Genomic DNA, 25,672 nt, shown 5'->3' on the forward strand with positions numbered 1-25,672 from the left:
CTGGCAATCAGGGGTGGGGGCCAGCTGCGTGTCCCGGGGTGTCGCGCGTGCATGACTGCTCAGGAGACGCTGTTTCCGGCCCGGGGCGCCGGTGACGCACGGGTGGTCGCGGCATACGCTCTCGCCCCCAGCGAGCGCGACCACACCGCGGAAGGCCGGCGGCCGCCCTGTTCACCCCGCCAACCGGGGCCCCTGTCGCAGGGTGCCGTCGGCGTCGCGGCGGCGCGTACAGATGGCGCAGCGGCCGGCTCGCCGAAGGCGCTCAGCCAGGTTCCCTCAGAAGATGAGGCAAGGCTTGTCCGAGCCCGGACCGCCACGCGGAGAGTTCATGGCCGCCGGAGTGCTCCACGTGGACGAGGTCGAGGCTCGCAGCGTCGGCACCCTCCCAGAACTCCCGGTTAGAGCGTAGGAGGTCGGGATCCTCGGCGGTGCCGGCCTGCATCCAGAGGCGGAGGCCGGTCGCTGCCTGGACCTCGGCCGCGACCTGGCTCCCGGACAGCTGTACGGGGTCGCCCGGCCACCACAGCGCGGCGGACCCGGTGGCGGCTCCACCGAAGAGTCTCGGCCAGTGTGCGGCGACGTAGAGGGCGGCGTTGCCGCCCAAGCTGTGACCCAGCACGACGCGTCGACGTGAGTCTGCGGTGACTGCACCAGACTGCTCGAGGAAACCTCGGAGCGTGTCGACCAGCCTGTCAAGCAGCACTGGATCCGTCAGTGATGCCACCCGCGACGGACCGCGAGTGGTGGAGCCCTCGATCGACTCGACGTAGACCGTGGTGAGCGGGCCGATGGCCCCCTCCTCCTGCAGCGAACGCACCGTCTCCGGGATGCCCGCGTCGATCATGGGTCGGCCGTCGAACAGAACGGCGAGTGACGTGTCAGTGGAGACGGGGGCGGTGGCCTGCTGCACCGAGAACACGGTTCCATCCACGAAAGCACGACGTTGCATCCGGTGCTCTCCTTTGGTGAACGAGTCCGCGGCAGTCCCACCCACGTTCTTCCGCACCAGAACACTGTCGCGCTCAGGGCTGCCGCCGTCCACACTGCCAGCCCCTCCGCGGTGGGCAACAGGCGGCAAGCACTCTCTCTCTAGGCGCTCGACGCTGCTGCGCCCAAGGGACGCTGATCCCACCCCGAAAGATGAGCGGCGAGAGGCACTGGCACCGACAACTGAGTTCGCGTACCGTTGTACTATGACACTAGTACAACCGAGTGACTCCGAGCCTGGCAAGGCCGGCTCGGCCATCGCCTTCCAGCTCGATCCCGCGTCCGGGGTGCCGACGTTCCTCCAGCTGGTTCAACAGGTCGAACACGCCTTGCGGCTTGGATATCTCACGACCGGAGATCAGCTGCCCAAGGTCCGCGATGTCGTGGCAGATCTGGCCATCAACCCGAACACGGTCATGAAGGCGTACCGGGAGCTCGAGCACAAGGGCCTGGCCTCGGGGCGGCCAGGGCAAGGCACGTTCGTGACGGGCACCTTGAGCCAGGCCGGTCTGCCGGAGATCGCTGGGTTGCGACGGGCGCTCCAGCGGTGGCTCGTTGATTCAGCCAATGCCGGCCTGGACGAAGACGGGATGGTTGCGCTGTTCAGCAGCACGCTGCGGGATTTTCGTGAGCGCGGCGCGGCGGCCGAGTCCAGAGCGGCCCGCAGCGCCCCGCGAGAAGTCGGAGGTGGCGTCGCATGAACGTGATCGAGACGTCCGCGCTGGGTCGGCGCTATGGCGGCCAGTGGGCTCTACGCAACTGCACCCTCAATGTCCCCGAGGGCCACCTGGTGGCCCTGGTGGGTCCGAATGGAGCGGGCAAGACGACATTGCTGAACATTGCGGTTGGACTGACATCGCCGACCGACGGGCAGATCACCGTGCTGGGTGGGATCCCTGCCGGGTCGCCGACCGCGCTGGATCGAATCGCGTTCGTCGCCCAGGACATGCCCCTGTATAGGAACCTGTCCGTCTCCGACATGCTGCACGTGGCGCGCAACCTCAACCATGGGTTCGACGTCGCATACGCGCACGGTCGGCTCGGCAACCTCGGGATCGGGTTACGGCACAAGGTCGGCAAGCTGTCGGGGGGTCAGAGGGCGCAGTTGGCCCTCACCCTTGCTCTGGCCAGGCATCCTCAGCTTCTGGTCCTGGACGAGCCAACAGCGTCACTGGACCCGGTGGCACGGCATGACTTCATGGCAACTGTCGTCACGGCGATGACCGACGACGGGGTGTCCGTCATCCTGTCCTCGCACGGCTTGGCAGAGTTGGAGCGCGTGGCCGACTACCTCGTCCTGCTCACCGACGGAGCGGTGCGCGTCGACGGGCCGGTCGATGACCTGCTCCGCCAGCATCTGCGCCTCACCGGCCCAGTGGGCGCGCCGGTCGACCCCCGCTGGCACGTGGTCGAGTCTCGCGACGCCCGAGCTGTACGCGTGCTGCTCGCCCGGGTCGACGACCCGGCCATGCCCGTCCCAGATGAGTGGGAGGCGCGAGCGGTTGGTGTTGAGGAACTCGCGCTCGCCTACCTGCGGGAGTCACCTGCTCCCACGCGTCCTTTCATGGTGGAGGCGGCCCGATGACCACCATCCTGACGAGTGTGCCGACAACGACGCCGCGACCGGTGCCGTGGCGCCGGTTGGGCTGGGTGGCCTGGCGCCGCCACCGCTCCACCCTGCTGGCCATCGTGTCGCTCATGACCGTGCTCGCGGTGCTGCTGCTGGCCAGGGGACACCAGATGCGCGAGGCGTACGCGACTGTGCAAGCGTGCACCCCCCAGGCATCCGCGCGATGCGGGTTCGCCTTCCGCCAGTTCCGTGAGACGTATACGAATACCGGCGCTCTGGCCGCGCTCTTCGTGTGGATCCCTGCTGTGACGGGCGCGTTCGCCGGGGCTCCGATGGTGGCCAGAGAACTGGAGTCGGGCACGTTCCGCTTCGCCTGGACTCAAGGCGCGGGACGCACCCGTTGGATGCTCGCGCTCACTGCCGTCGGGGCGCTGGGGGTCGTGTCGCTGGCCTTCGCCTTCGGCCTGCTGATCTCCTGGTACCAACAACCTCTCGTTTCCACGGCGATAGAGCAGCGCCTCCACCCGAGCGTCTTCCCCGTGACCGGCGTAGCCGTGGTCGGCTGGGCCCTGACCGCCTTCGCCCTGGGCGTGTTCCTCGGGCTCCTGACCCGCCGGGTTCTCCCGGCCGTCGCGCTGACTCTGGCGGCATGGACGGGGTTGGCCTTCCTGGCCTCGGCCTTGCGTGACCACTACGCGACACCCCTGCTGACGAGCGCGATCCAGCTGGACGACGCCGCTGTCACCGTCGACCAGTGGTGGACGAAGGGCAACGCCCGCGTCACGTACGCCGAGATCGACCAGGTCCTGCAAGCGGCCGGTGTTCAGCCCATCGACGGGGGGACCATCGCCGCTACCCCCGGAATCCAAGCGGTCGACCCGGTTCAGTACCTCATCGATCATGGCTACCTCCAGAGGACGACCTTCCAGCCGGACAGTCGCTACTGGCCGTTCCAATGGATCGAGTTCGGCTGGTTGACCATCCTGTCTCTCGTGCTGCTCGGCACGAGCGTCTGGCTTCTCCGCCGCCGATCCGCCTAGGAGCCCTGTCGGTCATGCCCTACGCGTTCAACCTCAGCTCGCGCTGGCGTGATCGGGCGCGTCTGATCCTGGAGGAGGCACAATCCGGGAACATTCCGTGGATGGTCCCCTCGGCTGGAGTTCACCCTTCCGGTGCCGGGCTTCTGGCGGGTGCTGGTCGACGCCTCGGGGCTGGCGTCCGACCTCTCGCCCACCGCGCCCGCTCGAACGGTCGGGTACGCCGCGCCTCCTGCTTGGGACGGCTCCGATGTGCACTGTTGCAACAGCCTTGCAACAGTGCACCGCGACCTTCGTGGTGGAGCAACCACAACGAGGGAGACGGACATGAGCAGACGACAGATCTCGGTACTTGCGGCGGTGGCCAGCGTGGCAGTGATGATGGCCGTGGCGCCCGACGCGCGTGCCGCCGGGGTGCGCGCTGACATCACGGCGGGTGCCCAGCGCGGCCCCACGATCACTGCCTTGCCGCTCCCGCCGGGGGAGACCAGCGGCGACATCATCTCAGCCGCTGGGCCTTGGGCGGTCGGCTTGTTGACGGACGACGCGCTGCACCAGCACGTCGCCATCTGGAGGAGCGAAGGCACCCGGTGGTCCGTCCGGGACCTCGGAGACTTCGGCATCTCCAGCCCCAACTCCGGGCTCTCGGCCACCGGCGTCAACGCCAGGGGGCAGGTGGCCATCGGCATCAACACCGGTGCGGGCATGGGCGGCTGGATGTTCGACGGTGCAACGGTCCACCAACTCGTCGACTTCGCCGGGGGGACCGACGCCTACGCCCGCGCGATCAACGCCAACGGCGAAATCGTCGGGGAAGCGCTCGATGAGACGGGCAACGACTTTGCGGCGGTATGGCGACACTGGTGGTCGCCGCCGATGGCTCTCGCCCCAACGGCCGGCTTCGACGGCTCGTATGCCCAAGGTGTCGACTCGCGCGGTGAGGTGGTCGGTGGCAGCTTCTCCAACGGCCCGGCGCCAACGCTTCCCGTCGTGTGGGGTCGGGACGGCACTCCTCGGATCCTGCCCGACCTGGGTATGGGTGGTGACCTCTTCGACCGCAACGACCTGGGCCGCACGGTGGGTCAGGTGTTCACGGCCTCTGGTTCCGAGGCGGCCGTGTGGGACCACGGGCGGCTGCGCGACCTCGGAGTCTTCTCGGACGACACCTTCTCCCGAGCGATCGGCGTCGGCGAGACCGGTGAGGTCGTCGGGTTCGCCGGCACACGGCCCAGCTCGGGGATCCCGCTACGCCAACTCGTGTTCTGGCCCGGTTTCGGACCCACCCGTTCGCTTCTCCCACTTGACCTTGACTGGCAGGACAACGCCTACGCTCACGCGATCGTCGGCGACACGGTCTTCGGGACGAGCATGGCATCGCATGGAACCAAGGAGCGTCCGACCGTGTGGACGCACGCGTTCGCGCAGTCGTTCGTTCCGCGGGCCAACGCTCGGCCGGCGACCGCGCCGCGCGTGGTGTTCGCAAGTGCGGGCGCGCGATAGGTGCCGTCGGCCTCGAGGCCGAGGAGTCCCGGACGGAAGCTCGCCGCCCGGGACTCCCGAGTCAGCGGACACGGCAGCACGGATGTGTTTCGATGTTTCATGCACTTCTCGGTGCTCGGCCCGCTGCGGGTGACCGGGCCCGACGGCCCGGTAGCCCTGGGTGGGCCCCGCCAGCGGGCCGTACTCGCTCTGCTCCTGGTTCACGCCGACCGGGAGGTCGCGACCAGCCGACTCATCGACGGCGTCTGGGCCGAGTCTCCGCCACCCACTGCTGAGCGCACCCTTCACGCCTACATGGCCCGGCTTCGTGGCCTGCTCGAGCCCGACCGAGCACCGGGCACCCCACCGCTCCTGCTGACCCGCGGCGAAGGGGGCTACCGGCTCCGAGTGCGGCCCAGCGATGTCGACAGCCTCGTGCTGGAGTCCGCCGTCACCGGAGCGCGGCTTCGGCTGGGTGCCGGCGACGCGGCAGGCGCGGCGGTTCAACTCCAGTTCGCGCTGGCGACGTGGCGCGGCCCCGCCCTGTGTGACCTACTCGAGTTCCCGGCACTGAGTGCCGCCGCCGATCGCCTCGAACGGCTGCGGGCAGACGCGGTGGCTGACCTGGTTGACGCCGAACTGCGCCTCGGCAAGCACGTCGAGCTGGTGCCCAGGCTCGCGGAGCTGGTTGACGAAAGTCCTTTCGACGAGCGGCTCTGGTGCTCGCTGGCGCTCGCGCAGTACCGGGCAAGTCGCCAGGCTGATGCCCTGGAGACGGTGCGGCGCGCCCGCCACCACCTGGTCACCGAGCTGGGGATCGAGCCCGGGCCGGCGCTGCACGATCTGCAGCATGCGATCCTGACCAACGACGCAGCGCTGGGATTCCACGCGCCATCGGCGGGGGCGCCGGCTCGCCCGCACCCCGGCCTGGAGGGTCGCGGCGACCAGCTCCACGCGCTGCGGAAGGCGTGGTCCCTCGCGTGCTCCGGCCATGGCGGTTGCGTCATCGTCAGCGGCCCGGAGGGTATCGGCCGCAGCAGGCTCCTACGTGCGTTCGCGGCCGAAGTCCACGCCTCTGCCGGCAGCGTTGTCGAATGGCGTGGCGCCGACGCACCCACGAAGGTCGACGAACCCGCGGATACCGACCCCGGAGGCGCCCCCGTCCTGGTCCTGGCGGACGATGTCGAGACCTCGACGCCGACCGAGTGGAGGCTGCTGAAGCAGTGGATCGAGGCCACCCGCCGCCGGCAGATACTGGTCCTTCTCGCCATCCGTGACGCGTGTGTCACGCCGGAGCTTGGCGCACTCCTGGCGCGGATCGACCCGACGGGCGAGCGGAGCGTCCGATTGAGCCCGCTGGAGCCGGACCAGATCGCGAGGGTGGCCGCCTCCTATGTTGGACCTGCGATGGCGCTCGAGGTGGCCATGCAGGTGGCTCAGGACTCGGCCGGAATACCCGCGCGGGTCCATGCCGAGATCGAGGCTCGTGCGGGGTCGAAGCTACGAAACGCAGTATCGGACTCGATGGTTGCAGCGACGGCAGACTGGTCCGGGGCCAGGCGGGGGGAGGCCGCCCTCGTGACGAGCCTGTTGGACCTCTCGGCCGTGGAGTCTGCCGCGAATGTCGCCCGAGCCCTGGCAACCGGCGCACCCGCCTGCCCCTACCCGGGGCTCGTTCCATTCGACGCCTCTTCTGCGGGGTTCTTCGTGGGTCGCGAGGAACTGGTCGCGCTCGGCATCGCCCGGCTGGCCATCGCCGGCTCGCTGATCGTCGTGGGCGCCTCCGGTGTCGGAAAGTCCTCACTGGTGCGTGCGGGCATGATCCCTGCCCTGCTCTCAGGTGCGATTCCGGGAAGCGACCAGTGGCGCATAGACCTGGTCACCCCCACCCTGGGCGGCCTCACCGCCACGAGACACCCCCTGGCCGCGGACCTCCTCGTCGTCGACCAGGCCGAGGAGCTGTTCGGCCTGGACCCGAGCTCCAGTGACGACTTCGTCAGATCCCTGCAGGGGGCGCGGGGCGACGGCAGCCGAGTGGTGCTCGTGGTCCGGTCCGACATGTACACGACCGTTGTCGGCGACCCGCGACTGGACGAATTGGGCTCGGCACCACAGCTGCTCGTCGGGTCCATGACGGACGCCGAACTGGCCAGGGCGATCCAGGTCCCCCTGCGCCGAGCCGGCACGGACTGCGAACCGGGCCTGGTCCAGGCGATCGTCGCCGACGTATCCGGTGAGCTCGGCGCGCTGCCACTGCTGTCCACGACGATGCGCGAGCTATGGGAGCTGTGCCCCAGCGGGCTGCTCACCCTGGCCGCCTATCACCAGCTGGGCGGCATACGGGATGCCGTCGCGCGACTGGCGGAACGCGCCTACTCGGGACTTGACGATGACGAGCGGTCGGCGGCCAGGGAGATCCTGGTGCGGATGGCCTCACCGGGAGAGGGGAACTCCGTCGTGCGCGGATTTGTCCAGCTGGACTCCATCGCCAGCGCCGGCCCGACCCGACGCGCCCTGGACCGGCTCGTCACCGATCGCCTCGTGACGGTGGACGAAGCCCATGCCAGCGTGGCTCACGAGGCCCTGTTCGCGCAGTGGCCACGGCTGGCCGCGTGGCTTGCCGCCGACTCGGAAGCCCGAGCCATGAGGACCCGTATCGGACAGGCCGCGAGCACGTGGGCGGAAGGTGGTCACCTGGACGCTGACTTGCTGCGGGGCCCGAGGCTGTCGGCGGCTCTGGAGCTCGTGCATGACGGCCGTGGCTGGCTCACCGCCGGTGAGACCGCGTTCATCGACGCCAGCGAACGCGCCGACTCGCGGGTTCGACTCGACCTGGTGGAGGGCCTGCGTGCGCAGCGGAAGATCAACCGCCGCCTGCGGACCGTCGCCACGGTCGCCGCCGTAGCCCTGCTGGTGGCGACCAGTGCTGTGGGTCTGGCCCTGCACGCTCGGGACGCGGCGAACCGGACCGCGACCCAGTCGGCTGCGCGCGGACTCGCGGCGCAGGCGCTGACGACACGGCGCCTCGACGTCTCCCTCCTGCTTGCCGCCCAGGCAGCCATGCTGGATCCCGGGGTCGCGGCCCGATCCGCACTGCTCGCCGCGCAGGCAAAGGCACCCCAGGCCACGCGCGTCTTCACCGGGACCGGGCAGCGACTGGACACGGTCGCGGTCGGCGGCCCAGGCCCGATCGTCGTCGCCATCGACCGCACCCGCCATGCCGACGCGTTCAGCCTCGGCACCGGCCTGACGACCACCATGGGGGAAGGTCCGAACGGCACGCAGGCTGCCGCCTTCTCGCCCGACGGAACCGTTCTGGCCCTGGGCGGTGCCGGCCGCGGTGACCCAGCCACGGGCCACATCGAGTTCGTCAACCCCTCGACCAGGGCTGCTTCGGGACCGGCGGTTACGACACCATCCCCGGTGGTGGCGCTGCGGTTCGCGGGCCGCGCACCGCGGCTCGCGGCGGTGATGATGTCCGGGGAGACCGAGGTCCTGGACACCAGCACACACGCGGTCGTGTGGAGCGCCCAGGGCGCGAAGACTCCGTATGCCACCACCGTGGACCTTTCCCAGGATGGGCACTACCTCACGGCAAACGCGCCGGCCGTGCTCTGGAATGTCGGCAGTCGTGTCGCGAAACCCATTGTGCTGGAGGGTGACCGGTCAGCCATCACGCCGGACGGAAGCCTCATCGCCGTCGCCACCGGCACCCAGATCCGCCTCGTCCAACGGGCAGGTCTGACCCCCTACCGGGTACTCGGATCATCGGCCGCCTCGGTCGAGTCCATGGCCTTCTCGCCCGACGGCTCGGCTTTGGCCAGCGGATCCGACGACGGTTCGGTCGTGGAGTGGGATGTGGCGACCGGGCAGCGTCGTGCCACGTTCGCCGGTCATGACGGGCGGGTCAACGGTGTGGCGTTCTCCCCGGACGGGCAATCCCTGGTCAGTGCTGCGACGGACGGCCGCGTGGTTGCGTGGGATCTCACCGACAGGCTCGGCCTCATTGGGGCGGTCGGCTCCGTCCGCGGGGTGACGCCGGACGTCATGGCCGGGTCGTACGTGGCCGTCACCCCGACGGCTGGCAGGATGCTCGTAGGCACCGCCGACGGCAGAGTCCTGATCACCCGGTTTCCCGGTGGTGGCCGCCTGAGCGCCTACACCACCGCCCCCGGGGGCAACGCCAACGATGCCCAGGTCAGTCGGGACGGCGACATCGGCGCCGTCGCCACCAGCAACAACCTCGTCAGCCTTTGGGACCTCCGGTCGGGGCGACCGTATTCCGTTCATCCCACGATCCACACACCTGTCCAACCCAGCACGGTCGCCATCTCCCCCGACGACCGGACCATAGCCTGGGGGGATGTCGCAGGAGGCCTCACCGCGATGTCCCTGGTCAGCGGACAGGTCCTGTGGCATCGCCAGCTCGGGCACCCGGTCGATCCCCCATCCGCGGGCAGCGTCATGATCATCGCGTTCAGCCCGGACGGATCGCACCTGGCTGTCGGGGTCTCCCACATCGCCACCGATCTGATCCGGGCAGACGGCAGCGGAGCCGTCCGGTCGTTCCACAGCGCAGACGACAACTCACTCTCGGTCGTCTTCTCACCCGACGGTGGCCGTCTGGCGACGGCGGACAGCGACGGGAGCGCCCGCGTGTGGACGCTGTCAACGGGAGCCGGGGAGGATCTGGGGACACCCCTCGGCGCGGCGAGCGCCGCCATCTTCGGGTCCAGCTTCGGCCCGACGGGCGACACCTTGGTGACGTATGCCGCTGATGGCACCGTCCAGCTCTGGGATGCCGCCACCGCGAGCCCGGTCGGCCCGCGCCTGACGGGGGGAACAACCCCCGTCATGGCTGCCGGCTGGCTCGACAACGACACCCTCGCCACCTTCCAGGCCGATGGGACGGTGAGACGGATCGCGGTCGGATCCACCGCGCTCCAACACCGAGCCTGCACCGTGGCTGGACGCACACTCACCCGAGCAGAGTGGTCTCAATACCTGCCCGACAGACCATATTCGCCGGCCTGCAAGCCGAGCTGACATGTCGTGGCTTCCTGTCAAGAGACAGGGTGAGGGCCCGTCGGGACGCGGTGAGTCCGGACGGCGCCTCTGCTTCGTCGCGAGAGTGGCTGGCGAGCGTGTCGTTGGCGACGCGCGGTCAGACTGATGTGCGCGGTTTGGGTACCGCAGAATGGTGGTTCGGCAGGAACGGGACCGCGTGTCCAGGATCGAGCGTCATTGTGTCCCAGGGGGAGCGGAAGAAGGGCATGTCTTCGCGGACCCAGATCCTGCGAGATCGCGAGACGGGAGTGTGCTACCTGCAGACCTGGGATGGCTTCGCTGCCTCCATCACCCTCTTGGTCAACGCCGACGGCTCCCCGGTCGTGAACAGCCAGGCGACCGAAACCACCGACGCCTGACTACTCGCCCGTCTAGCAACTGGGCGGTGGTTCCCCCGAAGGGCCGCCGTCCCGTGCCCGCAGCGTCCACCGTTACGCGTGCTGGAGTGGAGGGACTGGCGCGGGGAATTCTTTCGGGGCTCAGTGGCCCCTCGTAACGGTTTGAGCTGCCAGTAGGTACTTGTTGGTGGCGAGTTCGCCGATCGTCGTCGCGCCGAGCGCGTTGCCGAGCGCGTCAGCTTTGGCGGCGCTGATGCCTTTGAGCGCGGACAGCGGTGCGTCGGCGAGCTCGGCGGGTGTCTTGTTGACCCAGGCCTTGTCGACCAGCGCCGACAGGTACGGGGGCGGGGGTGATGGGGGTGGCCCGCCCCCGCCCGTGGCCGGCGGGGTGGGCGGCTTGGGGTGGACGGTCGCGTCGGCCGGCGCGGGGACCGTCGACCCGTCCAGAGTGACCAGGTCGGGCAACGGCTGTCCCGAGGCCCCCGTCCACGCCGGCGGGTCCTGGGGGACAGGGGCGGGGTTTGGCGGGTCTGGCTGGCTGATGCTGAGCCCGAACGCAGGGGGCAGCGGTCGGGAGAGGGTGGCGTCGATGCGGTCGGCCATCGAGATCGCCTGGTCGACCCGTTCGATCCCGATGGCGGGCAGTCCGAGCAGGTCGATGATGGTCGTGACGATGCTGGCATGGGAGTGCCAGCGGTTGTCGATGCCCTGCTTGACCTTCCCGCCGAACATGATCAGCGGGATCCGGGAGCCCCCGATCACTTGGAAACCGCCGGGGTGGAGGCTGTCGACGGCGGTCTCGCTGTCGGGCGTCGCGACGGAGTCGGTGTACCCGCCCCAGTCGTCCCAGGTCAGGATGAAGGTCGTGTCGGACCAGCCGCCGCCGTCGATCACGGCCTGCACACGCTGCCAGATCAGGTCGTGGCCGTTCTTGACGTAGTTCGGGTTGCTGGTCGCAGGCGGATGCTCGTCGAAGCCGCCCGGGCTCCACACGTAGCAGATCTGGGGCAGGGTGCCGGCCTTGGCCATCGGGATGAACTGGCTCGGCGGGTGGATGTTGTCGGTGGCTGGGCTCGTGGTCAGGTGCGTGTAGTACTTGGTCGGGTAGCCGTCGTTGTCGGGGAACGCCGCCCATGAGACTCCAGCCGACTGGGCCAGAGAGAACACGGTAGGCAGGTTCCACACTGGGTGGGCGCCGACGAAGGGCGGGTTCTTCAACGTCGGCGTCTGGCCGCCGACCGCAAGCATGTGCCCAGAGGTTGAGTTCGAGCCCAGCGCGAAATGGTGATCGCAGAAGGTGTGCTGCTTGGCCAGCCAGGCGTAGAACGGGATGACCGTGTCGGTGTCGACCTGCACATCGAAGGCCGGGTAGTCCCCGCTCTTGTAGTGCACCCAGGCCGAACGATCATGAGGCTGGTCGAAGTTCGGCGGCGCCGAGAGCAACGGCCGATCATGACGTACCGCCGCACCCCACGGCGCCAGCCCGGCGAAGTAGAAGTCGGTCGTTTTGTTCTCCTGCAAGAACACCACGACCCGATGCCCACTCAGCCCCGCCGAGCGAGTCGAACCGGTCGCCGCTGTACTCGACCTGGTGCTGCGCCGCCGCCCTGAGGCCACCACGGCCTCCTCTCGATCGCTGGATACCGACACGATCAGCCTTCACCCCGCCGCCCCGTCAGGGAAGGGCTTGGCGACGCCGGTCTCCCCCCGGAGAGAATCTTGGATCCCGTACCGCCACGCTCACTCCGAGCGACGATCCTCACCGGCAACGCGATGTCGCCAGGACTCGCAAAGGTGCGCGACCTCTATCGCCTACTCGAAAACACCACGCCAGGTGCTTGACGAAGCATAGGAGCGTCGCACGCTGCTCCGTGCCTGTGCCGGCGAGTGCGGACATCTGGTGAGGCCCGTGATCTACCGGATCTGCCGGACTCGTCGGACGGCTCGCCAGCACCCGTGCCACGATGACGTTGTGACGTCCGCGGGCGAAGCGACACCGCCGGCCGCGCGGCAACCAGAATCCGCGGGACCGGATGCGGCGCGCCCCAGCGGCATCCACGGCCACCATCACCGCAGCGGCAGGACGTTTCCGCTGGCGCTGGGCGCGCTGGGCATCGTCTTCGGCGACATCGGCACGAGCCCGCTCTATGCGATGCAGACGGTCTTCAGCATCGAGCACAACACGGTGCGGGCCACCCGAGGTGATGTTCTCGGCGTGATCTCGATGGTCCTGTGGTCGATCACCCTCGTCGTCTCGATGAAGTACGTGTCCCTCGCCATGCGGGCCGACAACGACGGGGAGGGTGGCATCCTCGCGCTCGTGGCGCTCCTGCGCCGCCACCTGCAAGGCACTCGTCGGCTCGCAATGGTGATGGCGATGGGCCTGCTCGGCGCCGCCCTGTTCTACGGGGACGCGGTGATCACGCCCGCCATCTCGGTCCTGTCGGCGATCGAGGGACTCGAGGTCGCCAACCCCAGCCTTGCCGATCTCGTGCTGCCCATGGCGCTCGTCGTGCTGTCCGGGCTGTTCGTCATCCAGCGTTGGGGCACGGGCGTCGTGGGCAAGGCCTTCGGTCCGGTGATGGTCCTCTGGTTCACGGTGCTCTTCGTGCTTGGTCTGCCTCACATCGTCGCGAACCCCCTGATCCTCCAAGCCATCTCGCCGACCTACGCGTTCATGTTCGTCGCCCAGCACCCGTTCGTCGCGTTCGTCGCCATGGGTGGGGTGGTGCTGACCATCACCGGCGCCGAGGCGCTGTATGCCGACATGGGTCACTTCGGAGCGCGCTCGATCCGCCTCTCGTGGTACTTCGTCGTCTTCCCCGCGCTGGCCGTCAACTACCTCGGGCAGGGCGCGATGATCCTCGCAGACCCGTCCGTCGTGTCGAACCCCTTCTTCCTGCTGGCTCCGTCGTGGGCGACCCTGCCCCTCGTGCTGCTCGCCACGGTGGCCACCGTGATCGCCTCGCAGGCAGTCATCTCCGGCGCCTTCTCGGTGTCGCGGCAGGCCGTGCGACTGGGGATGCTGCCCCGGCTCGCGGTGCGGCACACTTCCCGTGAGGAGGGCGGCCAGATCTACGTGCCCGTCATGAACTGGATCCTCTTCGTCGGGGTGCTCGTGCTGACCGCGACCTTCCGCAGCTCGAGCCGGCTTGCCGCGGCATACGGGCTCGCGGTCACGGGCACCCTGCTGCTGACGAGCGCGCTCTTCCTGCTGCTGGCAAAGTACGTGTGGCAGGTCCAGACGTGGAAGCTCGTCGTGTACATCGTGCTCGTCGTCGCCGTCGAGCTGACCTTCCTCGGCGCCAACCTCACGAAGATCGTCAACGGCGGCTGGCTACCGCTCATCATCGCGGCCCTGGTCGTCGCGGTCATGACAACGTTCAGGCGCGGGACCGATGCGCTGCATGCCGAGGAACGAGACCTCGAGGGCCCGCTCCAGCTCTTCCTCAAGGTGCTTCACGACCACCCTGAGCTCGTCCGTCGCGTTCCCGGGGTGGCCGTCTTCCCGCACCCCAACGCGACAACGACGCCGCTCGCGCTACGGGCCAACGCCGACTTCAACCGGGTGGTCCACGAACGGGTCGTCCTCGTGCAGATCGTCAACGAGAACGTGCCCCACATCCGCCACGTCGACCGCGTCGAGGTCGACGACCTGGGCGACGCCACCGACGGGTTCGTGCACGTCAAGGTGCACGTGGGCTTCACCGACAGCCAAGACATCCCCAAGGGACTGGCACTGGCCGTCGGAACATCGCGTGCGCTCGACGTCGATCTCGACGAGGCCCACTACTTCCTCTCGGTGCTGACCGTGCAGGCGACGGGCCACCGTGGGCTACGCACGTGGCGCAAGCGCCTCTACGCGTGGATGTACCACAACGCCGCGAACCGGACGGAGGTCTTCCACCTGCCGCCCGAGCGCACCATCGTCATGGGCGCCCACATCGAGCTCTAGCCGGAAGGTGGTTCGGGACACGGCGTGGGGGATGACCCCGCGTTGTCCCTCGCCAGGGCCGACCCCGAGCCGCATCCGCACGCCGACGAACGACGTCTGTTCTACGTCGCCCTCGTACGGGGCCGCTGGGGTGTCGTCCTGATCGCCCCGGCAGCACCTTTCCAACGTGCCGACACACCAGCCAGCAGGCCGAACACGCGTATCAGTGTGTGCCCCGCTAGCGGCGAACTGACGCAGACGGGTAGTCCTGGCGACCGCCCCCTCGCGAAGGTCGCGGTTTACCCGGTGAGGGGAGACCGCGCCAGCAGCCGCGCCTCTCAGACAGTCTGAGTCGTGGGCTGGGGTTGTACGTCTGTCTCTTCCACGAGCCGTTCGACGACTTCCTCAGCCAGCTTCTCGTGGCGGGCGGCCTGGGCTTCCTCGTGCTGCTTCACCTCGACACGAGCGGCCTGCCACGCGGACCAGTGGCCCGAGACGAGAGCCCACAACGACAGAGCTGACACGTACACCACGGAGTTGACCCAGTGCGTCACCAGCGACACCGGAATCATCACGAGCCAGAAGATGGTGAACCAGCCGTTGACCCGGCGCATGAAGACCGGGTCGCCCTGGACGCTGGCCCAGAGGGACTTGATGACCGTCACCGAATACCTCCACTTCGCAAGGGCTGCGCGGCCGCAGCGAGCAGAGATTAGGGCCAGATGCTGAGAGTCCGCTACATGGCCGTGTGGGAAATCCGTCGCGTCGTGTTCGACCTGCAGAATGAGGTGCGGCCCGGCACGGGGTGAGCACGGCTGAGACTGTCCGCGGGTGGGTGCGCCGGCTCAAGTCGACCAAGGCGCCCGGCCGGGCGTTACGAGCGAGGAGGACGTCGCGCTGAACATGGAGACTGAACGCCTGCAGCTCGGCACGGAAGGCGGTCGTGAGCCGGTCCATGAAGAAGGTGGCCGGCGGTCCGGCAGGCCAGGTTGCTCCCGGCTCGAGGTTGCGCAGGGGTGTCGTGTCGCTCCATCCGGCGGCGACGCTGTCCTCGGTCCCGTGCAGCCGGGACGACGTCCGTCACGACGAGGGAGTCTACGGCGGGCAGCTGGGACAGGGTGTCGGCGTGGAACGAGCCGATCCTGCCGAGACCGATGAGGCCAACGCGCATGGGTTCTCTCCTCGAGAGTGGTGACGGTGCCACGACCGTGCACCGATCCGCCGAGGCGACCGAGGACGTCGTGGTCCCGGTTGATGACCCCAGCGTGGTCTGCCCACCGGCGACCCGGTACCACTTCTGTCCCTCAGAAAGACCTCACAGGGCGTCTGCGGTCAGCGGGCGTGGATGCGCGGAGGGATGTTGTATGCGGTGACGACCTCGACGTTGGCCGCGACGCAGGTGGGGGCGCCGGGCACCAGCCGGTGGGCGCGCATCAGCTGGCGCACGCCGTTGCGCATGTCGGCATGGAGGTCGTGGTGCAGGACGGCGGTGAGCACCCCGGAACGCAGCAGGTCGAGGTTGTCCTCGTCGAGGTCGTGCGCGATGAAGACCTGTGGCCCCCGGCCAGCAGCCGTGAAAGCGCTGGCGATGGCTCGGTTCCCGCCGCCGACCGAGTAGACCGAGCGCACATTGGCCTGCGACCGGAGCAGGGCGGCGACGAGGGTGCCCATCGTGGCGTCGAGTCCGTCGCTGTCGGTGATCGCGTGGACCCGCCGGCCGGGCGCGATGCGCTCGAGGGTGGCCATGAAGGCGTCGGCGCGCTCGCGTTCGCCGAAGAAGAACGACCGGCTCAGGGTGAGCAGCACGTCTCCCGGACGGTCCCCGAGGACCTGTGAGACCAGGTAGGCAGCGGTGGCGCCGGCCGCGGCGTTGTCGAGGCCGACATAAGCCACCCGTGCGCTGTCGCGCACGTCGGTGACGAGTGTGACGACGGGGATGCCGCGGTGGGCGAGGCGCCCCACGGCGGCCGCCACGGCCGGGTCGTCGGGTGCCTTGAGCACGACGCCGTGACTGACGCGCCCCCGACGACCGAGTCCGTCGAGCACCGCGACGGCGGCGTCGACGTCGGCGTTCTCGCGCAGGTGGAAGCGAGCCCGCACCGCAGCCGGGCGCAGCGCCGGAAGCTCGTCCTCGAGGGCGGCCCGGACTGCCGAGCTGAAGCGCGACGGGGCCTGGACCACGACGTCGAGCAGGAGGGTCCGGGCCGCCAGGCGCAGCTGAGTCTGCTGGCGGTCGAGGTCGAGCACGGCCTGCTCGACGGCGCGGACCGCCCGCGCGCTGGCCCCCGGGCGACCGTGGAGCACCCGGTCGATCGTCGCCGGCGACAGGCCGGACTGCTCGGCGATGTCGCGCACGCGGTGCGAGTGGCTTCGGTGGGGGCCCACGCTCCGGAGCGTAACCCCGGCATGCCCGTCCTGAGGTCTTTCTGAGGTGCTTTCGCCACTCGGTGGCACCGGTGTCGGCCGCATCCTTGAGAGGTCGCCGCAGCACCACACGAGCGGTGCACCGACCCACCCGATCACCGCCGATCCGCCCGAGGAGGGCACCATGACCATCACATCGACCAGCTCACGAACGGGCTGGATCCGTCCCGAGGACGCCCGACTCCCCGACCTGCTCGCGGTGCTCTCCGATCGGACCGAGCTCGCCGACTACCCACACGCGGCCCGCGTCGAGCGGGAGGTCCTCGTCTACGACTGGTCCACCCTGCGGCATACGTCCGCGGACGACGCGAGGAGAGCCGACGTGCAGGCCGAGCTGGCGCGTGCCCTCTCCGACGGACCCGGGATCGTCGTGCTGGCAGGCGCTTTCGACGCCGCGCCCCTCGACCGTGCGACCGCAGTCTTCGAGCGGATGATCGCCGAGCAGCGCGCGAGCGGCACCGCCGCGGGCGACCACTTCGCCAAGCCTGGAGCCAACGACCGCATCTGGAACGCCCTCGAGAAGCTCGCTGTCGCCGACCCCGAGGCGTTCGTCGACTACTACGCCAACGACGCCGTCGCGCTCGTCGCGCAGGCGTGGCTCGGGCCCGGCTACCAGGTCACCTCCCAGCTCAACGTCGTCAACCCCGGCGGTGCCGGACAGACGGTGCACCGCGACTACCACCTCGGCTTCCAGTCGGCCGAGATGTGCGCGAGTTACCCCGCGCACGTGCACGCTCTGTCGCAGGCGCTGACGCTGCAGGGTGCCGTCGCTCACGTCGACATGCCCGTCGAGTCCGGGCCGACGCTCTATCTGCCGCACAGCCAGAAGTACACGCACGGCTACGTCGCCTACCAGCGGCCGGAGTTCCAGCACTACTTCGTCGCCCACCACGTGCAGCTTCCGCTGTCGGCCGGTGACGCGGTCTTCTTCAACCCGGCGCTGCTGCACGCGGCCGGCACGAACCACACGACGGACGTACGCCGGATGGCCAACCTCCTCCAGGTCAGCTCGGCGTTCGGCCGGGCGATGGAGACGGTCGACCGGGCGCGCGTCGTCGCGGCCGTCCACCCGGCGCTGCTCGCGGCCCGAGCCGCAGGAATGCCGCCGCGCGACGTGGCCAACGTCATCGCCGCGAGCGCCGAGGGCTATGCCTTCCCGACGAACCTCGACAGGGACCAGCCCGTCGACGGCCTTTCGCCGCGGACCCAGGCCGATCTCGTCGCCGACGCGCTGGCGGCCGAGGTGCCACCGGCCGAGCTGCATGCCGCCCTGGTCCAGCAGCAGTCGGCCCGCGACAGCCACTAGCCGGACCGGTGCGCGCCCGGCGGGTGCGCCTCCCGCCCGCCGGGCCACCCGGCAGCACGGCAGCACGGCAGCACGGCAGCACGGCAGCACGGCAGCACGGCAGCGTTGATCCGGCGCCAGACATGCGCGCTTCCGTTGACCCGTTGATCGAGCAGGCACTGCAATAGCCTGCGCCCCGCTCGCTGCGGAGTGACCCAGTCGTCTCGGTAGATCCGGGCGTTCAGCTCACGCACGCTCGTTCTTGCTGTGAAGATGTGGAGACGGGTGTTCGAGGAGGCTGACTTGTCGAATCTGAACTGGTTGACGGATCCTGGGCGCCACATTCTGGTGAACCCTGTGGTGCGTCTGGGGTGTTCGGTCTGGCTCGAAGGCCGTTCCTACGACGTTCTCCCCAGCGCCTTCGAACTGATCAAGGTGTGGTCGCCGACGTTGGCGCCCTTCCGCCGTCTGGTCGGAAAGGACGTTGAGTCGCAGGTCGCGGTCATTCAGTGCGCTGGCGGGCCCTTGGATTGCGTCTCTGATCGGGCGCTGACGATCGTGCCACAGTGGGGACGCCGCCGGTTCGTGTTCCTCGATGACCAAGGGACGCGGTCGCCAGTCCTCAAGGTGGTCAACCGCGTCTCACCGTCCACGGTGCGTCTTGGACTGCCAGCGATTGGCGTTTCGGTAGCGGAGCTTCCCGGTGGGGCGGCCGTGGGGAAGGCCGAACTGGACCTGTCCAAGACGTTGAGCGTGGAGGTGAAGGTCGCCGCAGCTGTTGACCCAGAGGTGGTCGTATCGCTTGTCACCGGAGATGAGCTGGGCACGGCATGGGCGGCGCTGATCGCGGCCGACACGGGTCTGACGACCGTTGGTGCCACGCGTTGGCTACTGCGCGCTCTGGAGGACGACAGTCCCGATCGGGACCGCGCGTTGGCCTTCCTTGAAGAAGTCCTCGCCTCCGGTGTGTCTGTCGAGAGTTCGCTCTCGCCAACAGACGAGGGGGGCGCTCTGGCGCGTGTTCTGAAAACTCATCCGTTCTCTGCCTCCGCCAGCCCTGCGCATGGTGGTGGCGACGATGAGCTGTCCGCCGCCCGGGACTACGTGGCCCTGGTAGCTGAATGGGATGTGGCCGGCCTGTTGGCTCCAGCGCAGCGTCATCGAGAGTTGCGCACCGGTCCCCGGCCCGCGATCTTCATCGGCGATGAGCAGGACCCCAGACCCACCGCTGAAGTGCACATCGACGAGGGGGAGTCGGTCGATGTGACCTTTACTCTCGTTGGACTCGGACCAGACGTGACACGTTTCGCGACGAAGGCCTCAACCGTCATCGATGGCGTGAACGAGGACGTGTACAGCGACGTCGTCAGCATCGCCGAGCGTGATGGATCCTTGGTGTGGTGGGAAGATCCCGACCTGGTGACCGTTATCGAACAAGAGCGGGAAATGGCGGTCTTGTAGGGTCGAATAGCGCAGCAGCTGCTGGACTACGGCTTTCGCGTCGAGTGCGTATGGTGCATCCACGCCAACACCCTTGAAAACCGTCGGTTGGCGCGCGCCGCGTCCAGCCCGCCTAATCGACTGTCCGGGTGTGACTCGTCAGAGCCGACGACAACATCGTCTGAATCGCTCGCTCCGAGTGCGGCGACCAACATCTGCACAAACTCAGCAAATCCGGTGCATGCCTAAATTGGCGCGCGTACCGTCAAGAGGTATGGCCGCACAAATGGCGGGTGTCGCCGAGGGCACCAGCAATATCACCCTGCAGACGTATCGCTACCTGCGGATGATCCTCGTCCTGCCGCCCGTCTTCCTCATGCTGGCCACCGTCGGGGAACGGCTTACCCGCGGCGTGTGGCGCGACTCGATCAGCGACTCGTACGCGGGCCCGGTGCGCGACGTCTTCGTCGGCGCCCTCATGGCCACCGGGGTCTGCCTGATCGCGTACAAGAGCAGCTCCAAGCTCGAGGACTACGCCCTCAACTTCGCCGGCTTCAACGCGTTCTTCGTCGCCCTCGTGCCGAACAACTTCACGCCGATGCTCGTGGCCGCCCCGGCGCGCGACCCCCATGACCTGGGTGTGCTCACCCAAGCCCAGATCTTGGACAACCTGCGGGTCGTCCTGTGGGCCTTCCTCATCAGCGCGGCCCTGTTCACCTTTTTCGACTGGCGCCTCATGCACTGGCGGTCCTTCCGCTGGGGAAAGGACGAGACCAGGTTCGCCAGCATCCTGGTCGGGATTTCCTGGGTCGCTGAAGCTGTCTTCCTGCTGGTCATCGTCGGCGGCTTCCTCCTCTTCGGCCGCAGGACACTCGTTGGAGGCGTGAGCATCTTCGGCGTCCTGCACTTCACTGCGGCGGGGCTGCTCATTGCCAACCTGTCCTTCGCGGCCGCAAGCCACGCGTATCCACTTAGCCTGCGCAGCAAAGCGGACCGGTCCGCCGCGCCGCCAACATCGAAGCGAGCGCTACTCACATACCGGCTGATCAGTGGCCTCATGTGGGTGGGACTGCTCATCGGTGGCGTCTGCATCTGGCGGCAGGTGCCGTACTCGGTCATCCTCACCGAGTACTTCGAGATCGCGATGTTCCTGGCGTACTGGCTCGTCGCCACCCGACGCGACTGGTCCAACCCCATTTAGGGGCACAAATGCCCTGAATCGTCTGGGAAAGGGCTATCTGGTGCGGGCGGCACCAGCGCCCCGAGCCCGATCCGGTCGGGACCGTCACCGTTACGCCCTGACGTTTCTTGGCTCTGAGCTGAGCTGACACCCGACCAGGAACGCTGAGGGACTCAGTAGATCATTCCGCGGAGCGGTCGTCGGCATTGCTACGTTGCCGTCATGACGTGGTGTGCTGGGAGACGGGAGTGAAGGCGGTCGTCTACGACCGGTACGGATCCCCTGACGGCCTCCGTGTTGAGGATGTGCCGGTGCCGATGCCCGGCGCCGGTCAGGTGCGCGTGAAGGTCGCTGCGGTGTCGGTCAACCTCAGCGACTGGGAGTGTCTGCGCGGGTCGCCGTCATACGCGCGGATCGGCGGGCTGCGCTCTCCGGCGCGCCGGACGCTGGGATCGGACATCGCCGGGGTGGTCGACGCGGTCGGGGCAGGGGTCTCCCGGTTCCAGCCGGAAGACCAGGTGTATGGCGACAACCTCGCGTTGAAGGGTGGCTTCGCGGAGTACGCGGTCGCGCCGGAGTCGGTATTGGCCCACAGACCGGCCCAGATGACGTTCGCCGAGGCATCCACCATCCCGCAGGCCGGTGCGATCGCGTTGCAGGGCACCGCTGGGGTGACGTCGGGAGCACGAGTGCTGATCAACGGTGCCGGCGGTGGGTCTGGATCCTTTGCGATCCAGGTGGCCAAGCGGCTCGGCGCTCACGTCACCGGTGTCGACAACGCCGGGAAATTGGGCTTCATGTCGGCTCTCGGGGCGGACGAGGTCATCGACTATGACCGCGACGACTTCACCCGTGATGCCGGGGCGTACGACCTCATTCTGGATCTGGCCGCGCATCGCTCGGTGTTGGCCTATCGGCGTGCGCTGGCGCCAGGGGGCAGCTATCGGTGCGTGGGTGGGTCGGTTCCGACGCTGTTGCGCGTGCTCACCCTTGGCTCCGTGGCCGGGCGGGTGACCGGTCGGAGGATCGGGGTGCTCGCCGTCAAGCAGGGCCCGTCGTTCTTCGAGCCGCTGGCCGCGCTGTGTGCGGCGGGCGAGGTGAGTACCCACATCGACCGCTTCTTCACACTCGACGAGGTTCCAGCCGCGCTGACTCGTGTCGGAGAGGGACGCGCCTTGGGCAAGGTCGTGATCAGGGTCTCCTGAAACACCATCGAGGGGCCTGCAGCTGCGGCGTCCGCAGATCCGGGCAGGCGATCCGACGCGATAACGCCCGGAAGGGCTCAGTTCCCTCCGCTGGACATGCAGCTCCTAGAAGCCCTAGTGCTGGTCATCCGAGTCGTCGACCGTGAGCACGATGAGCGGGCTGTGCCGGAGCATGTCGGACACATCCGTGCGACGCCATCGCTTGGCGGCCGCTTCGATGAAGGGTCGGCGTTCATCAATGTTGGTGACCACTCGGGCGGTAGCGGGCACGTCTATGACGACCGACGCCTTCAGGTGAATTACGACGTGGGGATCGGCTTCGATGTTGTAGATCCAGTCACGCGTACGGTCAGCCCGGGGCATCCCGGTGATGAAGAGTTGGTCGTCGTCATGGTGCAGGAAGATCTCGATGCGCCGTGGTTGACCGGTCCGTCGGCCAGTGGTCGTCAGATCGATGATCTGACTGTGGGTCAACGCTGCCCGGGTGGCTTCTCCCAGAGAACTGTCAGGCTCCACGGCGGGATCCTCTCGACTGAACCGACCCGGCCACTTTACGGCGGGGACCGCACTGTGCGCCGGCGCGGCGAAAAGTCGCATGTGGCGATCTGGTGGATGGTGAGTGAATTGCGGCTGGGCTGGTGGGTTCATCTACTCGGCGGAGAGGGCTCCGAGTACGGGCCACGGCGGACCCTGGCGCAGCAAGGTCACGATGTCGCGGCCGTGTCGGTGCCCATCCGGAAACTCATCGCGGACGTCCCAGCGCCAGGCGGCGACCATCGCAAGAACGAGCCGTCGACACTCTGCGAGCAGCACGTGGTCGAGGTTGGGATAGTGCGCGCTGACCTCGTTGGGCACGTGCGCGACGTCGAACTCGATGGGCCCGCGGCAGCACGTCTCGAAGTCGATGAACAACAGGCCACCGGGGGTGTTCAGGACGTTGCCGGGATGCGGTTCGCCGTGGAGCAGCTGCTCGGTGGCGCCGCGTTCCCGGATCCGTTTAGTCGCGTCGTGAAGTGTGTACAGGAGGAGCTGCCGGTCGCTCTCGCCGAGTGTCGGAGTCTTGTCTCGGTGGGCGATCAGACGTTCAGCTTCGGTGACGCGGTCCAGGAAGTGCGGCGTCTCGATGTCGACGCTGCGCAGACCCGCGTGCAGGCGGTGCAGCGCGTCGGCGTAGCTGCACGGGGAGCCCCATTCGGCGTGCACCGACTCGTAGAGGGTCCAAAATGTCACGGTGAAGCCGTTGCACTCGTAGACCCCCGGCGCGACCCTGGGTTCGGGCGCCGCGACGGGGCTTGCCGTTGCTGCGAGTCGCTGGGCAAGCTCGACCTCGAGCGCGGCCATCTGGTGCCCCGACGGTGCCACTCGGGCGAACACCTCACACGGGGTCATACGGAGCGCGAGCTTGTTCGAGTTGTGTAGTACGGCGACGTCCTCGACATGCAGCCCTGAATCCTTGGCCAGCGCCATTGCCGCAGCCACCGCGCGCGAAACGACATCCGCCTCCACGACGCCGATTCTCGCATCTACTGGCTCACCGGAAGCCAGCAGTGTCGACGCCCGTCAGGCGGCGGTCGGACGCATGTCCAGCCGCGACCGGGGCAGAGTTGAGGACGTCGTCGCTCGCGTCGTCGTTCGTGTATGGAGACGTCTGGTCGGGAGCCAGCGGGTCCCGTCCAGGGAGGTACTGGCAGGATCTCCCAGTTCAGGTCGTCGGGCCCTAGCGTGGCGGCATGGACAACCGCCTCTCCGTACGCGCCGGCTCGACGCGTGGCGGCGGGAAGAACGCTCCTGAGAAGGTCGATGGTCTCACCGGCGGCGTGATCCTCCGGTGTACGGCGCCGCTGACTGGGACCACCGGTTTCGTGGTGGGAGATACGCGGTGTCTGCCGCGCGGTGAGGGGTGACGGTGCCTCGTCCTGGAGACCCTGTCGCGGCGGGTGAGCCATCGGCTTTGGAGTCCTCGCCGTGGGCGCCGTTGCGGCAGCGGGTGTTCGCGTTGTTGTGGGTCGGGGTGCTGATCTCCGGGATGGGCACGTGGATGCAGACGGTGGGTGCGCAGTGGCTGCTGCTCGACTCGCCGAACGCCGCAGCGGTGGTGGCGCTCGTGCAGGTGGCGAACACGCTGCCGGTCATGGTGATGGCGATGCCAGCGGGTGTGCTGGCGGACTCCTTCGACAAGCGCTGGCTGCTTTTCGCGGTCCAGGTGTACTTCCTCCTCGCCGGGGTGTCGTTGCTGGTGCTGACGCTGGCCGGGCGGATGCCGGCGTCCCTGCTGCTGGTGTTCACGTTCCTGCTCGGTGCGGGGGCGGCGGTGCAGTTGCCCGCCCTGCAGGCCAGCACGCCCGAGCTTGTGCCGCGGCACCAGCTCAGGTCGGCCGCGCGCTTGGAGATGGTCGGGGTGAACGTGGCCCGAGCGGCCGGGCCGGCGCTCGCGGGTCTGGTGATCGCAGGGTGGGGCGTCGCGTCCGTGTTCGCACTGAACGCCCTGTCGGTGATTCCGCTGGGTGTCGGCCTGCTGTTCTGGCATCGCACGCCCACCGCGGTCCCTGGTGGCCGTGAACGGTTCTGGCCGGCGCTGCGAGCGGGTGGTCGTTACGCCTGGCATGACACCGACGTCAGGCGTGTCCTACTGCGGCTGGGGGTGTTCCTGCTTCCCGCATCCGCCCTGTGGGCGCTGCTGCCGTTGATCGCGACGCGCCGGCTGGGAGCGGGACCTGGTGGCTACGGGGTCATGTTCGCGGCTCTGGGGATCGGGGCCATCGCCGGCGCGCTCGTGCTGGGCCGGGTGCGCCGGGTGCTGTCGACAAACGCGACACTCACCGCCGCGGGGCTGTTGATGGCCGCGTCGCTGCTAGCGTTGGTTGCGGTGCAGGGCTACCCCGCGGCGCTGGTGATCCTGGTCGGCGCGGGCCTGGCCTGGACGACGACGATCTCCACACTGGTCGGGGAGCTGCAGCTGTTCCTGCCGGGGTGGGTGATGGCTCGTGTCCTCGCGATCTGGACGATGGTCTTCACCGGATGCCAAGCGCTCGGAGCCCTTCTCTGGGGTGTGGTGGCCAATCAGATCGACCTGTTCGCCACGTTTGTCGTGACAGCGGGGCTGTCGGCGGCCGTTGCCGGGATGGGAATGTTCTGGCGGGTGCCCGACGCGTCCGCCGACGCGCTGGATCCGATCGCGTACTGGGGTGAGGCCCGGGTCGCCCTCCCGCCCGAGCCCTCGGCGGGGCCGGTGCAGATCGCGGTGACCTATACCGTCGCGGCTGAGCACGAGAGGGATTGGCTGGCCGCGATGGGCGCCATGCGCCGCTCGAGGCTGCGCAGTGGGGCGACCCGTTGGGAGCTGTACCGCGACGCCGAACATCTGGACCGGTTCGTCGAGCAGTTCTGGGTGCCGACCTGGGAGGAGCACCTGCGCCAGCACGAGGGTCGCCTGACGGCCCACGACCAGGCCATCGAACGGACCGCCCTCGGTTTCTCCGACCCCCCGGCGACGGCCACGCACCTGCTTCCACCCTGAGCGTTCACACTCGCCAACGTCGGCGAACCGGCGGCACATGCGCTCTGACTCGACAGGGGGGTCAAAAGCTCGCGAGGGAGTCCGATCGAGCTGACATCCCTGTGCCGCCCCATCAAGTACTTGGGCGCATAGCGGCCCTACGCTCCAGAGAGTGACCCTTCCGCGGCGGAAATACGCAATTCCCTCGCAGCTCAACCGAACGGCAGTTG

19 protein-coding genes are annotated in these 25,672 nt (G+C 68.5%); 13 read left to right on the plus strand and 6 right to left on the minus strand.

The features are described 5' to 3' along the window. Positions 1 to 262: 262 nt before the first annotated feature. Complete coding sequence (locus NR112_RS06800) at positions 263 to 919, minus strand: alpha/beta hydrolase-fold protein (protein ID WP_256793222.1); 657 nt, start codon at positions 917 to 919, stop codon at positions 263 to 265. A gap of 274 nt (positions 920 to 1,193) precedes the next feature. Between NR112_RS06800 and NR112_RS06805 the strand changes: the two genes are divergently transcribed. The 6 genes from NR112_RS06805 to NR112_RS06830 all read left to right on the plus strand — a co-directional run bounded on the left by NR112_RS06805 (position 1,194) and on the right by NR112_RS06830 (position 10,499). After that, complete coding sequence (locus tag NR112_RS06805) at positions 1,194 to 1,688, plus strand: GntR family transcriptional regulator (RefSeq protein ID WP_256793223.1); 495 nt, start codon at positions 1,194 to 1,196, stop codon at positions 1,686 to 1,688. Further along, positions 1,685 to 2,572: an ABC transporter ATP-binding protein gene (locus NR112_RS06810; protein ID WP_256793224.1), complete on the plus strand. Its 888-nt coding sequence runs from the start codon at positions 1,685 to 1,687 to the stop codon at positions 2,570 to 2,572. The genes NR112_RS06805 and NR112_RS06810 overlap by 4 nt, the downstream gene beginning before the upstream one ends. Then, on the plus strand, positions 2,569 to 3,597 hold the full coding sequence (locus tag NR112_RS06815) for an ABC transporter permease subunit (protein WP_256793225.1): 1,029 nt from the start codon (positions 2,569 to 2,571) through the stop codon (positions 3,595 to 3,597). The genes NR112_RS06810 and NR112_RS06815 overlap by 4 nt, the downstream gene beginning before the upstream one ends. Positions 3,598 to 3,747: 150 nt before the next feature. After that, positions 3,748 to 5,094 (plus strand): hypothetical protein, encoded by a 1,347-nt coding sequence (locus NR112_RS06820; RefSeq protein ID WP_256793226.1) that lies wholly within the window; start codon positions 3,748 to 3,750, stop codon positions 5,092 to 5,094. A 99-nt stretch (positions 5,095 to 5,193) separates the two neighbouring features. Further along, positions 5,194 to 10,119, plus strand: coding sequence for a BTAD domain-containing putative transcriptional regulator (locus tag NR112_RS06825; protein ID WP_256793227.1), 4,926 nt, complete (start codon positions 5,194 to 5,196; stop codon positions 10,117 to 10,119). Between the two features lie 227 nt (positions 10,120 to 10,346). Continuing rightward, positions 10,347 to 10,499, plus strand: coding sequence for a DUF6440 family protein (locus NR112_RS06830; RefSeq protein ID WP_256793228.1), 153 nt, complete (start codon positions 10,347 to 10,349; stop codon positions 10,497 to 10,499). Positions 10,500 to 10,619: 120 nt separating this feature from the next. Here NR112_RS06830 and NR112_RS06835 read toward each other — a convergent pair whose 3' ends face one another. Beyond that, positions 10,620 to 12,008 carry an alkaline phosphatase family protein gene (locus tag NR112_RS06835; protein WP_256793229.1) on the minus strand — a complete coding sequence of 463 codons (1,389 nt, stop codon included), beginning with the start codon at positions 12,006 to 12,008 and terminating at the stop codon, positions 10,620 to 10,622. A gap of 442 nt (positions 12,009 to 12,450) precedes the next feature. Between NR112_RS06835 and NR112_RS06840 the strand changes: the two genes are divergently transcribed. Further along, positions 12,451 to 14,433 (plus strand): potassium transporter Kup, encoded by a 1,983-nt coding sequence (locus tag NR112_RS06840; RefSeq protein WP_256793230.1) that lies wholly within the window; start codon positions 12,451 to 12,453, stop codon positions 14,431 to 14,433. A 317-nt stretch (positions 14,434 to 14,750) separates the two neighbouring features. Here NR112_RS06840 and NR112_RS06845 read toward each other — a convergent pair whose 3' ends face one another. After that, positions 14,751 to 15,077: a hypothetical protein gene (locus tag NR112_RS06845; protein WP_256793231.1), complete on the minus strand. Its 327-nt coding sequence runs from the start codon at positions 15,075 to 15,077 to the stop codon at positions 14,751 to 14,753. 667 nt (positions 15,078 to 15,744) lie between these two features. Then, positions 15,745 to 16,797: a LacI family DNA-binding transcriptional regulator gene (locus NR112_RS06850; protein WP_256793232.1), complete on the minus strand. Its 1,053-nt coding sequence runs from the start codon at positions 16,795 to 16,797 to the stop codon at positions 15,745 to 15,747. A gap of 163 nt (positions 16,798 to 16,960) precedes the next feature. On the opposite strand from NR112_RS06850, the gene NR112_RS06855 reads away from it, so the two are divergent. The 4 genes from NR112_RS06855 (at position 16,961) to NR112_RS06870 (ending at position 21,946) form a co-directional block, all read left to right on the plus strand. After that, complete coding sequence (locus NR112_RS06855) at positions 16,961 to 18,142, plus strand: phytanoyl-CoA dioxygenase family protein (protein ID WP_256793233.1); 1,182 nt, start codon at positions 16,961 to 16,963, stop codon at positions 18,140 to 18,142. 282 nt (positions 18,143 to 18,424) lie between these two features. After that, on the plus strand, positions 18,425 to 19,582 hold the full coding sequence (locus tag NR112_RS06860) for a hypothetical protein (RefSeq protein ID WP_256793234.1): 1,158 nt from the start codon (positions 18,425 to 18,427) through the stop codon (positions 19,580 to 19,582). Between the two features lie 253 nt (positions 19,583 to 19,835). Continuing rightward, the gene (locus NR112_RS06865; protein WP_256793235.1) at positions 19,836 to 20,762 is read left to right on the plus strand and encodes a hypothetical protein; all 927 of its coding nucleotides are present in this window, start codon (positions 19,836 to 19,838) and stop codon (positions 20,760 to 20,762) included. A gap of 227 nt (positions 20,763 to 20,989) precedes the next feature. After that, complete coding sequence (locus tag NR112_RS06870) at positions 20,990 to 21,946, plus strand: NAD(P)-dependent alcohol dehydrogenase (protein WP_256793236.1); 957 nt, start codon at positions 20,990 to 20,992, stop codon at positions 21,944 to 21,946. Between the two features lie 114 nt (positions 21,947 to 22,060). Here the strand turns inward: NR112_RS06870 and NR112_RS06875 are convergent, their stop codons facing one another. Together NR112_RS06875 and NR112_RS06880 are read right to left on the minus strand one after the other, a co-directional pair. Beyond that, the gene (locus tag NR112_RS06875; protein WP_256793237.1) at positions 22,061 to 22,462 is read right to left on the minus strand and encodes a nitroreductase family deazaflavin-dependent oxidoreductase; all 402 of its coding nucleotides are present in this window, start codon (positions 22,460 to 22,462) and stop codon (positions 22,061 to 22,063) included. A gap of 132 nt (positions 22,463 to 22,594) precedes the next feature. Beyond that, entirely contained in the window at positions 22,595 to 23,452 is an 858-nt protein-coding gene (locus NR112_RS06880; protein ID WP_256793238.1) for an aminoglycoside phosphotransferase family protein, read from the minus strand. Between the two features lie 224 nt (positions 23,453 to 23,676). Here NR112_RS06880 and NR112_RS06885 point away from each other — a divergent pair, with 224 nt between their 5' ends. After that, positions 23,677 to 23,850 carry a hypothetical protein gene (locus NR112_RS06885; protein ID WP_256793239.1) on the plus strand — a complete coding sequence of 58 codons (174 nt, stop codon included), beginning with the start codon at positions 23,677 to 23,679 and terminating at the stop codon, positions 23,848 to 23,850. A 2-nt stretch (positions 23,851 to 23,852) separates the two neighbouring features. Then, entirely contained in the window at positions 23,853 to 25,463 is a 1,611-nt protein-coding gene (locus tag NR112_RS06890; protein ID WP_256793240.1) for an MFS transporter, read from the plus strand. Positions 25,464 to 25,672 lie beyond the last annotated feature (209 nt).

Source organism: Terrabacter sp. Ter38, from assembly GCF_024519435.1.
GTDB lineage: Bacteria > Actinomycetota > Actinomycetes > Actinomycetales > Dermatophilaceae > Terrabacter.

Bases quoted from the DNA above. Each gene is read 5' to 3' on its own strand.
- NR112_RS06805 (WP_256793223.1), top strand. From the start codon at position 1,194: ATGACACTAGTACAACCGAGTGACTCCGAGCCTGGCAAGGCCGGCTCG.
- NR112_RS06810 (WP_256793224.1), top strand. From the start codon at position 1,685: ATGAACGTGATCGAGACGTCCGCGCTGGGTCGGCGCTATGGCGGCCAG.
- NR112_RS06815 (WP_256793225.1), top strand. From the start codon at position 2,569: ATGACCACCATCCTGACGAGTGTGCCGACAACGACGCCGCGACCGGTG.
- NR112_RS06825 (WP_256793227.1), top strand. From the start codon at position 5,194: ATGCACTTCTCGGTGCTCGGCCCGCTGCGGGTGACCGGGCCCGACGGC.
- NR112_RS06830 (WP_256793228.1), top strand. From the start codon at position 10,347: ATGTCTTCGCGGACCCAGATCCTGCGAGATCGCGAGACGGGAGTGTGC.
- NR112_RS06855 (WP_256793233.1), top strand. From the start codon at position 16,961: ATGACCATCACATCGACCAGCTCACGAACGGGCTGGATCCGTCCCGAG.
- NR112_RS06865 (WP_256793235.1), top strand. From the start codon at position 19,836: ATGGCCGCACAAATGGCGGGTGTCGCCGAGGGCACCAGCAATATCACC.
- NR112_RS06885 (WP_256793239.1), top strand. From the start codon at position 23,677: ATGGACAACCGCCTCTCCGTACGCGCCGGCTCGACGCGTGGCGGCGGG.